Here is an 11,610-nt window from a genome sequence, read left to right on the forward strand (position 1 = left end):
ACTCTTCCTTTTGTATCTTAAACTCTGAAATTAGGAACCTTCCTGCAGCGATCACACCCATGGCATAACCCATACCACCAATTAGACGCATGAGTTTAAAAATGATATCTGGCGTATCTGGATGTAAGTTAAAGTACAGAAATCTCAATAACCAAAGGAGTACAGCGCAGAAGATCAACCAGACTAGAACATAATTAATCTTTGCTCTCACAAAAGTCACCCCAATCCAATTTTAGAAATCTTTCTGTATGCACTTTTAGCAAACTTCAAATTTGATCTAAGCATACTTATAGACTGTTCATCTGAAGCTGAATAACCTTCTGCTTCGCCAGCTGCAATAAGTTGAATCAACTGTTCCTCAAGAATGTTCACGCGATCATCCATAGCCTTATAAACCTCAAACCATTCATCAAATTTCAGATCTTTCATCAAAGACACTCTCCTTATTTTTGATTAAGAAAAATACACAAGCACGATAAGAAACGCTAAGAACATAACGACAAATATCATAAGAGGAAAATAAGCAGCCAATACTAAACTCCATGGGTCCATGAAAACAACTCCCTATTTAAATTTCAAAATCCATAATGGCTCTATCAATGTTCTCCTGGACCAAACCAATGTATATCATAGTCATCCTAGGCGTACTATGATTAAGGATCTCTTGAAGCGTAGCAATGTCGTTTGTCCTCTGGTAGAAATGATAAGCAAAAGATTTTCTCATGGTGTGTGTACCGACATCCTCCAGACCTAATTCATCAGCAATCTTTTTAAGGATTCGCCAAGCCTGTACCTCGCTGATCGGGAAGTCACCTTTTTGAGACTTGAACAAAAGATCATCCGGGCCGAGCCAGTCATATTCTTTCAGATAGTGGTCAAAATAAGAACGTAGACGTTTATTAATAATGATTTTCCGGTACTTTTTCGTTTTCTGCTCTGTGAGCTCAATATATTTGCCTGTGATATCTTTGACCCGCAGCGGCAATATATCGCTGATCCTAAGCCCGGTCGAAATCCCAACACAGAAGAGAAGCCAGTTTCGAAGTTCCCACTGCTGCAGCAGCTCTTTAAAATCTTCCAAGATGCCGAGATCCCGAATAGGCTGCATTCTGCGTCCCATTTCGCGAAAACCTCGTTTCATGTTGTATAAAGTGCAAAGAAAAAACCGTTTAAAGAATAATTAGTTTTTAAGGGCTTTAAACCGCGTTACTACGGCGTTTTTAGAGCCACGTATGTATTTTGTACCCCCGTGTTACATAACGGAGGTACAAGGCGTCTACGCCGCCTTAAAACGATTCAAAATCCAAACCTTCAAACAAAATTACCTGTTCTTGCTCTGGATTTTCAGAAGGAGCATAAAAAAGTCTGTAATCAGCCATTAAAGGATAGTAGGGCTGAGCATCAGAAATCGCTTCAGAAGTTTCTTCAGGCATATCACCCCATTGAAGACCACAGCAGGGACAGCGATCCACTACGGCAGGTAACTGGCGTCCTCGGACGTCTCTAAGGCGATCTAGTGGGTATGTAATACGGATCGTTTCAACAGTCTTACAACGTAAACAGTTCATTCTGAAAACCTCCTGATTGTTGTTTGGGTAGTCGATAGCCTGCCGGATCGGCAGCGTTGTATAAAGGGAGCCGGAAGGGCTATGGATTAATGAGAACATACGTTTCTTTTATTGTTTCCGGTTTTCGTGTTGGGACAAGTATAAGTAGGGGATATATCCCCTACACCCCTGAAAACAAATTCCGGAATAAGATTTCTATAGATTAACGTGTTCTGTGTATAGATATTACCATTCTGTCTATAGACTTGTCTATAGAGGATTGATGTTTTTCTATAGATTCTGCTATAATGCAGGGAGGAAAGGACGTGAATCCCTTTGAGAAAGCAAATGCAAGTCTATAGCAGCGTCAAAACTATCGTCCAGGACTTGAAAAAGGACTTGGAATTCTCCAATGAATCTGAAGTGATTGCCTATCTTTACGCGATCTATAAGGACCGATATAAAACGATCACTCTTGAAGAGCATCGAAACGCCCTGAAGACTACCGAAGAAATTATTAATCAATCAAGCATTTAAAAGCCCTCCGATCAGGAAGGCTTTTTTTCTTTTTCTTGCTTTATCTGATTTTTAAGGGACTCTTGCATATTACCGAAATAGGCTGCCATATTAGATTGATGATTTATGGCATTAATCAAGCTTGCTCCGAGTCCTGGAACGTCGGGCAGCTCGGCGTTATCTTTTAGCCAGGTTAAAAACTCTTCCGTCTGCTCACTTGCAATTTTGAGTTGTTTAATCTGAGACTGTAACCGTAGATTGGTGACTGTTGTCATCATCGTTCTCTATTCCTCCCTACCCGGCGACGACTTCCGTAAGCTGCGCTTCCGGCTCGTTCGTCGCCTGTCCGTTTATGTAATATTGATCACTTATATTCTTAAGGTCAGTAAGGATCTTGAGGTAATCTTCTTTCTTCTCTGGAAACTCAATCGGTACGACCATCTTGTGTGTATCGTAAATCTCGTGGCCTATCGAAAAAACCTTCTTCTGATTGACTTTCATGGTTCTAAGAAAGCGTTCAGATTGCAAATCGTACATGTTATAAAGGAAGCTGTTTTTGTTCTTTTGCACCTGACAATAAACATTCATAATGCTTCTCACACGAAACTCAATATTCGCTATACTTGGACTTGAAAAAAATAGAGTGCAACGTAATTTCCGAAGGTAGAAAAGCATGTGCGTAAAATATTTTGCAACATTGGTGTTCCCGGATCGGCTGTCTAGATCCGTGTGGGCTTCGTCTAAACAAATGATGCTTGATGGCTGCTGTGCAATGTCCAGAAACTGGTCAAACGTAGTAAATAACTTGCTGTTCTTCAGACCATAGTTGCTATACAAGGTGCAACCTGTCTTTTGCCTGTAATATTGGGCCATGACGCTCATGCCCAACGTTTTACCCGCGCCAAGTGGACCGTCAAAACCCATGAGATACATTTACTTCACTCCTTTTTCGATTCCCATTGGAATTCCTTGCTGATTAGCCGGGTTGGCATTGGCTTTTAACAAATTACCAAGCTTGGCATTACCCTTGATCCGGTCGGCCAAAGTGAGCTTGTCTGTGATTTTGTAATAGCGATTGACTGGCACCATTTGTGTACGCATCGTTTGAGCGAAAAGGGCGAGATCGTTAAGACCCATTTCCTGAAGCAGGAAGGAAGCCCGGGCCTGATCTTGCGTAATTGGGACACCATGTTTCCGGATAAAATCAAGCACCTGAATCATATCGTTATCGTCATTGGACTCAAGCAAATCTTCGATCATAAATTCTTGAACTGTTTGCATTTTAATAGCCTCCTATTTGAACAGAATGAGCATTGCGATTATAAAATAAGGCACCCACTTGAACATGTCCGGTTTGTCCTGGATATTAAATTCAAGCATCCGTTTCAGCGCTGTAGACTTACGCAGCTGCCTAAGATTTTGAGCTTCCATTTTTGTTGGCAAATCCACATTAGCCACGTAAAGGATGTAACCGTTTTGAGTATCAATATGCTTGTTCAAACTTTCGAGTTGATACATGCCTTGCTTCGTCAGAACTGCTTCTTCCGATACCTCTTCGATCGGCACCATCTGAACCGTATGATCCTCGTTAAAAATCAAAAGCTTATCACGTCTAGCAGCCATCACATTCACTCCTATTTAAGTATCTTTTTCTTCAGCCAAAACGCCGGGAGAACGAGGGTAAACAGTAGGCTAATACCTACAGCCGAACCGATTTCGAAAAATGTTCTAAACACTGAGCTCATTGTTTTTCTCCTTCTTTTCAAATTCAAAAACGTTTGCTGCCAAAAGAGCGATATAAGCAGCTGCCACACCCGAGAAGAAAATATATCCAAACACAAAGTTGTTATTGTTCATAACAGAACGATAAACACTGTAAGAAGCAGGATAGAAGTTATACAATACTGTGTTGATAGAAACAGCAGCTAACGTAAAAGCTAAAGCACCAAGAAAAAAATAAATAATATACTTTTTACTAAGTTTCATAAGTCACCACCATTTGATAAAATCTTTAAACTTCTGGAATAATCCCATGTTGTTCACGATTAAGTACGTAATAAAATATATAAATCCAAGTGTGCAAATCGTTGTCACAACCGTAATCCAGATCGGGCCCATAAACGAGAAATGCCCGAAATATTTACCGAAATCAAGCGGCCGGGCAACAGGGACGGACAACGACCGCAGCGAATCGGATATTGTTGTCAAAAACATAATTACAGGGCCAAATATCGTATCTATCAGGTTCTTCATTCTTTAAAACTCCTGAACGAGAAAAACAACATCGTCCCGATCAGGAAGGCAATAATGTTTAACAGGATTTCAAAACCACTAAGCATTATCGCGTTCACCTCCGAGTAGTCCAATCACACGAACAACGAAAAATAACCAAACGAGCGCAAGCACTACACTAGGAACAACCGTCATAAAACCAACAGGCTGCAACACCTTTTCCATAACGAGCTGCATTCCTGATCCCGTAGAACTCGGGTAGTTCAGAGGCGTTCGGGAAAAATCGATAAACAGTAAAGCTTGGATCGTTCGCAAGAATCCAAGAGCGAGAGATCCGAGGAACTGAAACAGGGCAATAAAGATATCAATGACCTCAATTACAACGGTCACAAGCTTGGTCAGGAAATACCAGATACCTTCGATCAGCGCGACCAACCAACCGAGAGGAACAGCAAGGAAGTTTAGCAGCGTCTGAATACCTTTACCAATTACTTCGAAGGCTCCAGACAAGAAACTCATTAGCGTATCAACAAAAGTCATTCAAGAACCAACCGCTTAATACCGTGTGCAATACCTAGCGAAATCATTGCCGTAAAAGCTAGGAACAGAGGACTTTCAAAGCAGCTTACGAGTGCTTGTACACCTTGCATAATCAAGTTCATTCGTTCATCCATACTCAACCACTCCTAACGGCTTTTCTCCCGGTCATTAACGGCATTAATGTCTTAATGGCCGGGAAGCCAGTTATCAGAATAAACCTTTGATCCGATTGGACACGTAAAAGCTCAATGGGATCGCAATCACGAAGGCAAGCAATGTCCAGTAAGAACTAAACCAATTACTTGTACTGTCCGCGACGTCTTTCAATTTGTAACTCATGGACACTTCCGGAACGCTTTTGATACTCGGTGTAACCATAACCGTGTTCGAAGGTTCAGAGTCGCCCACGTCATTCGTTGCCACAACATAGAAGTTATACGACAACTCATTGGTCAGCCCACTCACACGCAAGCTTGTACTGTCCGTGGTCTGAATCAACATTCCATCCTGATAGACCTTATACGAGTCCGCACCGGGAACAGGCGTCCAATTTAGCAAGGCACCGCCGCTGAAAGCTGTACCGGAAATTCTCGGATTCACCGGAGGAGATTGCAGATCTAGTGTCTTAAAATCAACGACATCAGACTTTTCAGAAGCATTATCCGAGGTATCAATAGCAACAACATACACCTGATAATCCGTACTATGCTTTAGACCCGTAAGCGTATATTGGGTGTTTCTCACCAATGTTTGATTCACTAGTTCACCATCCACGTACACGCGATAACCTGCAACATCGTTATCCAATGGTGCCGTCCATTTAACCAAGGCACTGTAACGATCCGGTGTAACCGTAACCGTTGTTGGTTTACCCGGTGGAACCGTATCCGGTTCAGCTACTTGATAAGTGATCGCGGCAGCCGGAAATTCTCTACCGAATGTATCCACGACTGAAACTTTGTAATTATAGGTTTGACCAGGCACAAGACCAGATGCCATATACGAATTCACAAGAGGTGACTGTATTAACACATTGTCCTGATACACTTTGTAATTCTTGAAATAGTCCGACACAATTCGATCCCAAGTAAGAGATATAGCGGTTCCAGTACTATTTGTCGCCGTAGCTTTAAGATTCACAATCATAAACTTTGCCGCATCTGGATTCGTAAAATCTGTCATCGGAGCCGCATTGAATTTAAAATCAAATACGTTAATCGAAGCACCACCTACAGCATTCGTGTTTTCAAGAGTAACGTAAGACACGTCATCAATAGGGTACGGCTTATCCAATGAACCACCAGGTTGACCAGTCGCAAGAAGATTACCATAAAAGTCATACAGTTTAAGCTTCAAACCTGCAGGAGATGCACCTACCTCAATCACAAACGATGATGCACGATAAGGTTGAGTAAAAGTGTATCGAACAGAAGATGAAGGACTAAGTACGGCATAGGATAAGGCTTGCAAATCAGTAATAGCATTAACATTAGTAACTTCACCAGTAACCAATGACGGCGCCTTACCAACAACGATATTACTAACACCTACAGCGGCAAAGATCGGTGTAACAGGTACAGCCATAATCATCAATAAAAACAGTACAAATACTTTTTTCATAACTCACCTCCAATCAGGGAAATTCAGACGATTTCCACCGCAGCTGATAATCTTCCTCGACGACTTCCATCGGTGGATCAGCTGTCATTTCAGGATCTGCTGTTAATACCGGATCAGGCGTTAATTCGGGTTCTGCCTGAAGAACAGGATCGGCTTGAAGTACAGGATCAGCTTGAAGTACAGGATCAGCCGTCATTTCACTTTCAGGCTGCATCTTAACGCCATCCATTTCCCAAGCTTCCGGTTCTGGTGCAGCCGGCATTGCATCCGGTGTAGCTGAATCGCCTTGATCCTCGAAGTATGTTTGATTATTTTCATACGGCTGCTGCATCACATCATCGGGTTTATACAGATCCGGTTTTGTGATTGGCGTAGGCAGCGCATACTCTCTTGTTGGTGTGAGCTGCTTGATAATCTCTTTGAGATTGTCGTTCGCTTCACCAAGCTCTTGGTTCGTCGTCTGAAGATCCTGATGAATGGCTTGAGTGTTATCCCGGATCTCATTTAAGACGGGTTGTAAATCCCGGATACACTGACATATGGCATCCGCATCACTATTCGTTTCAGCGCCTATGTACGGTGTGTTAATATCCGATTCTCCGACTACGTTTCCAGACGGGTCCCGACCGACAACGCTGTAAGAACCGTCACCGGGAAGATCATATTGCGTATCGGTAGTGCTGCCGATCTTTTGACCGTCTTTGTAGATATCATAGGATTCGGCTCCTGGAGCAGCGTCCCATGAGACTTTTGGTAATCCATCACTGCCTTGATCCGTACAAGCTGGCATAGTGACCTTTGCATTAAGATCATCCTTTGGCACAGGCTCCGGGAAGGAAGCACATACGTTATTTTGAATTTGGCTTGTTTGAAGGCCCGAAGCCGATGAAACGACCGTACCGGAACCATCCAGATATTGAAGTTGATACGTACCCGTACAAGTCAGATACAAGGTGCCACCGACTTGATCTATCGGCCATTCACGGTCATAGACTGTGCCAGAAGCTGATGTAAACACGAGTTTTACGGTAGCTGCACTTGATGGAGCATCCCAATAATCCAGCCTGTATTGGTCTTTGTAATCCACATAGTAAAACTTGTAGTTATTGAAAGGTGATCCCGTTCCACCGCCTCCCGGATCGGAAGGGCCAGAAGGTAAGTCACCCCAGTTTGTTGGAGCATCTAGCGTGTAATTGTACGCCAGTTGTTCCGGTGCGTCTGGATCGTCAACGTATACCGTTAGCACTTTGACATACGTTTCAGAGTTTGTGGTCTTATCCAGAATAATCGTAATGCTCAATGCATCTTGATTAAGTGTGACGGTATTTCCAGAAACATCTTGCGTAGATCCGTCCGGATATTTCAGATACAAACGTGTATCTTCACGGCCATTGGATCCGAATGTGATCCTCTTAATCACACCGTTATTATTTACGGAATCGCCCTGAATGACCGTTCGGCCAGACCTGTCACTTAGGAGTTGACCAGCACCCGAAGTGTTCGAGTGAATATAGTGATAATTGTTTAAATTCATATCCTGAGCGGCAAAAGCGAGAGAGGGCAGCAAGAACAACAACAATGGCAAGAGAAATAAAATTCGTTTCATAGATATCTGTACGTCAAGTCAATGTCAGATTCAGTAATCAGTTGGGATTGAAGAATGTTGGCTATTACGTAAATGACGAGTAAACCGACGGTCAAAACCGCGATGTCCCTGAGTCTTCTCCGAAGCTCAAGGTTCGAGGACTTAACAAAATCATGTATAAAGTCATTTCCGGTTTCTTCAGGCTGAAAATGTTCTGACTCTTGAAGACGTTTCCTGATATCGAGCACAATATAAATTTCTCTGCCAAGCATTATGGAAAATGCCGCCGCTGTTACCACAAGTAGTACAGGCAAGGGCAACAACTCCAATGTAATCATTTATAGAAAAAGGGCCTGAATAGACCCTTTTACTGGAACAAGCCTTTGATCCGGTGTGCGACGAAGAAAGACAATGGAATCGCAATCGAGAAGGCCAGAATCAGCCATTGGCTGCTGAACCAACTGGACGTTGATGTTGCTACATCCGCAAGATCATAATCAAGCGTAACTACTGGAATCGTACCCACAAAAATCATCTCCTGAGCTTAAATTTAATCTGTATTGCGTTTTACTTTCATGAGCAGCCAAGTGCCAAAAATGGTACCAAAGAGGATCGCAAGCACAGGCATAAGAGTCGACCAATTTAGCGCAAGATTCGCAAACAAGTCACTGATCGGAGGCCCTGCCGGGATCTCAGGCATACGATCACTGTGAAGCATTTCTCTCATCCTTTAAGCTTGTTATACACTTTGAAAATGATCCATATTGCAAGTCCTGCCCCGGCATAGAGATAAATCAACGGCAAGAAACTTGAAAATATGTTGTACGCATATTGCATCATGGGTGCCATATCTAATCTGAATGTCAAGAATAACGCCCCCAAGCTTTCAAAATGGAGAGCATCGAAACAACAGCAACAACAAATATTATTCCGCTGATCAGTAAGGCAGGGACATAGTCACCGCCATAAATAAGCGTGAATCCTTCAATTATGAGCTGCTTCATTTCATTACAATCCTTGTCCATGTTGCAGCCAGACTGCCCAAGACCAACAGGACGAAGGGTAGGCCCAAAAGGAAGTAGTCATTTACTAATGCACTAATAACGAATCGCCTCCCAAATCCAGTGGAATACATACAGCAGAATGATTGCAGCTAACAAGATACAAATAATGATCTCTCCCACGGTCAAACTGTGGAAAATCTGTAGGTTCCCTTCAACGTGAGACCGATAAAAATCGGAGAGAGCAGCCCCAACTTCGGCTTTGATGTCGTAAATTATGGGCTGCTGTTCATCATAGACAGCATCGGTAACAGTCAATATGGGAACCTCCTATCATTACTGGAACAGTCCTTTGATTCGGTGAGCGACGAAGAAGGAGAGAGGAATGGCGATCGAGAAGGCCAAGATCAACCATTGACTGCTGAACCAACTGGATGTAGATGTCGCTACGTCTGCCAGATCATAATCAAGTGTAACTACTGGAATTGTACCCATATGCTGTTTCACCTCCTTTCGTGGAATATACAGAATCCACGTTAGGCTTTAACAGGCATTTCGAACGTCACAGGCTCAATGAACTTGAAATCAACAATCTTGATACCAAGCTTTTTACCTCTCATGTCAAGAGCCGTCACGGCTTCATAAATACCTGGTACTTGTCCAATCTTATTAAAGAAGCTAAATTCCATAGTTTGAGACATAGGGATGGAACCTAACTCATTTTCTCCTGGCTTATTACCTGTGCTAATATAATGAACTTTACAACCTTCAACTCTACGTCCGGTTTTCTCATCATCAAAGCCGTAACGGTTGGCACCCAATACGACAACCTTCATGTTTTCCATTTTTCATTTCTCCTCTGGGTTTTAAATTTTTATATTTGAACGATCCGAAGATCAGTGTTCACAGATCCAGTACAATGTTGCTCAGAATTACGTTACAGTACAATGTTCACAATTTGTTCACATCTTGTTTTTGGCATTTTTCGCTGCATAAACATTCAAATTCAATGTGAATAATTATTCATGCAATTGAATATTTTATGCATAAAAAAACGCCCACCAATAGGCGGACGCAGTGACAGAACGTGTGTTCTGATTTATTTGCAGCATATAACACGATATACTACATGTAACGAGACACCCCGAGTGCGAATCGGAATGTCTCTAGGAAAGGCTAACTGAGTCCGCCAAGAAGCAGTTCGCCTTTCTGATATTTAATTAAGTTGGTGAATTAGTTTCTTCCTATAGTATAGTACAAGTACCGACATTTGCCAACGAAAATTTTGGCTTATTTGTGTTTGAAACAGGTAAATTTGTCCTAATTTCATAGGTCTGAAGATTGAGACGTTGCCGCGTCTCTTTTTTCATTCTCAAAATGTTGTTCAGCAAGCCGTTTTTGATGTTCCGCAATCGCCAAATCACGGTTTTCCATAAAGCGTTCGTACCGTTCGGATCTGCTAGCAATTCCATGAGCACGTTCGACTTCCATCATTTCGCGATACGCTTCAGCACGTTTCCATTGTGCTTCACTCATTTTGAGTAGGCCCCGTTCCATCATGTCGACAAAATATTCTTCTCCCGGCGATCCGAGAGCGTACCAGACTTCAGCCTGTGTTGCACTGACCTGATTATGTAGCCAACCTTCTTTAACCGGAATTGTCTTGTCTGGAGCTTTAACAGCTAAGCGAAGTTTTGCAGCATCATTCAAAAAGTCGAGCCAGAATTGGGAGATAGGCCAACGCGCTTTATTACTATCGCCGTTATCATCTACATAATTAATGTAATGAGACAATATGCCGAAGATGATTTCACCTGTCGTTGTACCTTTGGTGATAAAGTCCACCGTTGTCTGTGCCCGGTCATCCGTCAGCTGCAATTCGACCCGGTTCCAAGCCGTTAGATTTTCTTCAAGTTCCATGCCGGCATTTTTACGTTCAAAATTCTTTTCATATATACGGAGCTGCATTTTAGATGTAGGTGAACCATAATAGATGGTTTTACCGTGACTTGTCCCATCCGCAAGTTTGATCTTTTCCGTAGGCTGCGCAGATCTCCACTTCGAACGGCAAAGGCCTTTCTTGGCTTTCTTGACCAGGTCACCCACTTTGAAAAATGGTTTATCACCATCGTACCGGATATCATCGATGGCCAGATCGAGACGAGAGATCTTACAGTCATGGTTCAATAGTTCATTCAGTAAAGCTTCCCATTGGTCACCGAAATACGTTTCCCATTGACGGCAGCCTTGACCAGACATTTGAACGTGCATTCCCATATCGGCTGTACCGCCATACAAAATGCGAATGTCGCCGCAAACCTTCTGATGATGATAGCCGTGCAATCCGCGAGGCATATCAACGAACTCAGATTCCGGGATATTCAGCAGCCTACACACATCGGAGATTGTAACAGCCGTCCGGACGGTTCCATGTTCAGATTCATGAGCCATCGTTTTTACCGTGAAACTTAACCAGTCTATTAATGAAACTAAATTTTCTCTGCTGATGTCAGTCATAAATGTAAGCTCCCCCATGTAACTGTTTTCAAAAATGTAATACTCCTGTAAT

22 protein-coding genes are annotated in these 11,610 nt (G+C 42.6%); 1 reads left to right on the forward strand and 21 read right to left on the reverse strand.

Going from position 1 to position 11,610, the window contains the following annotated elements:
• The 4 genes from CHI14_RS30315 to CHI14_RS30065 form a co-directional block, all read right to left on the reverse strand.
• Nucleotides 1-211: hypothetical protein (locus CHI14_RS30315; RefSeq protein ID WP_212677000.1), on the reverse strand; the 211-nt coding region annotated here is incomplete at its 3' end.
• 5 nt (nt 212-216) lie between these two features.
• Nucleotides 217-429 carry a hypothetical protein gene (locus CHI14_RS15880; protein WP_095289490.1) on the reverse strand — a complete coding sequence of 71 codons (213 nt, stop codon included), beginning with the start codon at nt 427-429 and terminating at the stop codon, nt 217-219.
• A gap of 139 nt (nt 430-568) precedes the next feature.
• Nucleotides 569-1,141 (reverse strand): tyrosine-type recombinase/integrase, encoded by a 573-nt coding sequence (locus CHI14_RS15885; RefSeq protein ID WP_249281140.1) that lies wholly within the window; start codon nt 1,139-1,141, stop codon nt 569-571.
• Nucleotides 1,142-1,286: 145 nt separating this feature from the next.
• A complete protein-coding gene (locus CHI14_RS30065) occupies nt 1,287-1,568 on the reverse strand; it encodes a hypothetical protein (RefSeq protein ID WP_095289491.1) in 282 nt (93 codons plus the stop codon).
• Nucleotides 1,569-1,883: 315 nt separating this feature from the next.
• Here CHI14_RS30065 and CHI14_RS15895 point away from each other — a divergent pair, with 315 nt between their 5' ends.
• The gene (locus CHI14_RS15895) at nt 1,884-2,084 is read left to right on the forward strand and encodes a hypothetical protein (RefSeq protein WP_141236689.1); all 201 of its coding nucleotides are present in this window, start codon (nt 1,884-1,886) and stop codon (nt 2,082-2,084) included.
• Nucleotides 2,085-2,095: 11 nt separating this feature from the next.
• On the opposite strand, the gene CHI14_RS15900 is transcribed toward CHI14_RS15895, so the two are convergent.
• From CHI14_RS15900 to CHI14_RS15960, 17 genes are all read right to left on the reverse strand, one after another.
• Nucleotides 2,096-2,341: a hypothetical protein gene (locus CHI14_RS15900; RefSeq protein ID WP_095289493.1), complete on the reverse strand. Its 246-nt coding sequence runs from the start codon at nt 2,339-2,341 to the stop codon at nt 2,096-2,098.
• Nucleotides 2,342-2,357: 16 nt separating this feature from the next.
• A complete protein-coding gene (locus CHI14_RS15905; protein ID WP_212677001.1) occupies nt 2,358-2,987 on the reverse strand; it encodes a zonular occludens toxin domain-containing protein in 630 nt (209 codons plus the stop codon).
• A 9-nt stretch (nt 2,988-2,996) separates the two neighbouring features.
• Complete coding sequence (locus tag CHI14_RS15910; protein WP_095289494.1) at nt 2,997-3,344, reverse strand: hypothetical protein; 348 nt, start codon at nt 3,342-3,344, stop codon at nt 2,997-2,999.
• Nucleotides 3,345-3,356: 12 nt separating this feature from the next.
• Nucleotides 3,357-3,686 (reverse strand): hypothetical protein, encoded by a 330-nt coding sequence (locus tag CHI14_RS15915; RefSeq protein WP_095289495.1) that lies wholly within the window; start codon nt 3,684-3,686, stop codon nt 3,357-3,359.
• Nucleotides 3,687-3,791: 105 nt separating this feature from the next.
• The gene (locus CHI14_RS15920; RefSeq protein WP_095289496.1) at nt 3,792-4,049 is read right to left on the reverse strand and encodes a hypothetical protein; all 258 of its coding nucleotides are present in this window, start codon (nt 4,047-4,049) and stop codon (nt 3,792-3,794) included.
• A gap of 3 nt (nt 4,050-4,052) precedes the next feature.
• A complete protein-coding gene (locus CHI14_RS15925; protein ID WP_095289497.1) occupies nt 4,053-4,316 on the reverse strand; it encodes a hypothetical protein in 264 nt (87 codons plus the stop codon).
• 78 nt (nt 4,317-4,394) lie between these two features.
• Nucleotides 4,395-4,835 carry a hypothetical protein gene (locus tag CHI14_RS15930; protein WP_095289498.1) on the reverse strand — a complete coding sequence of 147 codons (441 nt, stop codon included), beginning with the start codon at nt 4,833-4,835 and terminating at the stop codon, nt 4,395-4,397.
• A complete protein-coding gene (locus tag CHI14_RS30070; protein WP_170948159.1) occupies nt 4,832-4,969 on the reverse strand; it encodes a hypothetical protein in 138 nt (45 codons plus the stop codon). The genes CHI14_RS15930 and CHI14_RS30070 overlap by 4 nt, the downstream gene beginning before the upstream one ends.
• A gap of 73 nt (nt 4,970-5,042) precedes the next feature.
• The gene (locus tag CHI14_RS15935) at nt 5,043-6,455 is read right to left on the reverse strand and encodes a fibronectin type III domain-containing protein (protein WP_095289499.1); all 1,413 of its coding nucleotides are present in this window, start codon (nt 6,453-6,455) and stop codon (nt 5,043-5,045) included.
• A gap of 13 nt (nt 6,456-6,468) precedes the next feature.
• Nucleotides 6,469-8,061: a hypothetical protein gene (locus tag CHI14_RS15940; protein WP_095289500.1), complete on the reverse strand. Its 1,593-nt coding sequence runs from the start codon at nt 8,059-8,061 to the stop codon at nt 6,469-6,471.
• A 346-nt stretch (nt 8,062-8,407) separates the two neighbouring features.
• Nucleotides 8,408-8,566, reverse strand: a complete 159-nt coding sequence (locus CHI14_RS30075) for a hypothetical protein (protein WP_170948157.1) — start codon at nt 8,564-8,566, stop codon at nt 8,408-8,410.
• A gap of 24 nt (nt 8,567-8,590) precedes the next feature.
• A complete protein-coding gene (locus CHI14_RS30080) occupies nt 8,591-8,758 on the reverse strand; it encodes a hypothetical protein (RefSeq protein ID WP_170948158.1) in 168 nt (55 codons plus the stop codon).
• 145 nt (nt 8,759-8,903) lie between these two features.
• Nucleotides 8,904-9,044: a hypothetical protein gene (locus tag CHI14_RS30085; RefSeq protein WP_170948160.1), complete on the reverse strand. Its 141-nt coding sequence runs from the start codon at nt 9,042-9,044 to the stop codon at nt 8,904-8,906.
• A 93-nt stretch (nt 9,045-9,137) separates the two neighbouring features.
• A complete protein-coding gene (locus tag CHI14_RS15950; protein ID WP_095289502.1) occupies nt 9,138-9,359 on the reverse strand; it encodes a hypothetical protein in 222 nt (73 codons plus the stop codon).
• An 18-nt stretch (nt 9,360-9,377) separates the two neighbouring features.
• Nucleotides 9,378-9,536: a hypothetical protein gene (locus tag CHI14_RS30090; protein ID WP_170948157.1), complete on the reverse strand. Its 159-nt coding sequence runs from the start codon at nt 9,534-9,536 to the stop codon at nt 9,378-9,380.
• Nucleotides 9,537-9,577: 41 nt separating this feature from the next.
• On the reverse strand, nt 9,578-9,886 hold the full coding sequence (locus tag CHI14_RS15955; RefSeq protein ID WP_095289503.1) for a hypothetical protein: 309 nt from the start codon (nt 9,884-9,886) through the stop codon (nt 9,578-9,580).
• Between the two features lie 481 nt (nt 9,887-10,367).
• Nucleotides 10,368-11,610, reverse strand: a 1,243-nt coding sequence (locus tag CHI14_RS15960) for a replication initiation factor domain-containing protein (protein ID WP_212677002.1), incomplete at its 5' end; no start/stop codon positions are given.

It is taken from the genome of Paenibacillus sp. 7516 (assembly GCF_002272715.1).
Taxonomy (GTDB): Bacteria; Bacillota; Bacilli; order Paenibacillales; family Paenibacillaceae; genus Paenibacillus; species Paenibacillus illinoisensis_A.

Excerpts from the sequence above, each read along its gene's own strand:
- CHI14_RS15900 (WP_095289493.1), bottom strand. The coding sequence starts at position 2,341 with ATGATGACAACAGTCACCAATCTACGGTTACAGTCTCAGATTAAACAA.
- CHI14_RS15940 (WP_095289500.1), bottom strand. The coding sequence starts at position 8,061 with ATGAAACGAATTTTATTTCTCTTGCCATTGTTGTTGTTCTTGCTGCCC.
- CHI14_RS15955 (WP_095289503.1), bottom strand. The coding sequence starts at position 9,886 with ATGGAAAACATGAAGGTTGTCGTATTGGGTGCCAACCGTTACGGCTTT.
- CHI14_RS30090 (WP_170948157.1), bottom strand. The coding sequence starts at position 9,536 with ATGGGTACAATTCCAGTAGTTACACTTGATTATGATCTGGCAGACGTA.
- CHI14_RS30080 (WP_170948158.1), bottom strand. The coding sequence starts at position 8,758 with ATGCTTCACAGTGATCGTATGCCTGAGATCCCGGCAGGGCCTCCGATC.
- CHI14_RS15920 (WP_095289496.1), bottom strand. The coding sequence starts at position 4,049 with ATGAAACTTAGTAAAAAGTATATTATTTATTTTTTTCTTGGTGCTTTA.
- CHI14_RS15905 (WP_212677001.1), bottom strand. The coding sequence starts at position 2,987 with ATGGGTTTTGACGGTCCACTTGGCGCGGGTAAAACGTTGGGCATGAGC.
- CHI14_RS15885 (WP_249281140.1), bottom strand. The coding sequence starts at position 1,141 with ATGAAACGAGGTTTTCGCGAAATGGGACGCAGAATGCAGCCTATTCGG.
- CHI14_RS30085 (WP_170948160.1), bottom strand. The coding sequence starts at position 9,044 with ATGAAGCAGCTCATAATTGAAGGATTCACGCTTATTTATGGCGGTGAC.
- CHI14_RS15880 (WP_095289490.1), bottom strand. The coding sequence starts at position 429 with ATGAAAGATCTGAAATTTGATGAATGGTTTGAGGTTTATAAGGCTATG.
- CHI14_RS15925 (WP_095289497.1), bottom strand. The coding sequence starts at position 4,316 with ATGAAGAACCTGATAGATACGATATTTGGCCCTGTAATTATGTTTTTG.
- CHI14_RS15915 (WP_095289495.1), bottom strand. The coding sequence starts at position 3,686 with ATGGCTGCTAGACGTGATAAGCTTTTGATTTTTAACGAGGATCATACG.
- CHI14_RS30070 (WP_170948159.1), bottom strand. The coding sequence starts at position 4,969 with ATGGATGAACGAATGAACTTGATTATGCAAGGTGTACAAGCACTCGTA.
- CHI14_RS15930 (WP_095289498.1), bottom strand. The coding sequence starts at position 4,835 with ATGACTTTTGTTGATACGCTAATGAGTTTCTTGTCTGGAGCCTTCGAA.
- CHI14_RS15910 (WP_095289494.1), bottom strand. The coding sequence starts at position 3,344 with ATGCAAACAGTTCAAGAATTTATGATCGAAGATTTGCTTGAGTCCAAT.
- CHI14_RS15935 (WP_095289499.1), bottom strand. The coding sequence starts at position 6,455 with ATGAAAAAAGTATTTGTACTGTTTTTATTGATGATTATGGCTGTACCT.
- CHI14_RS30065 (WP_095289491.1), bottom strand. The coding sequence starts at position 1,568 with ATGAACTGTTTACGTTGTAAGACTGTTGAAACGATCCGTATTACATAC.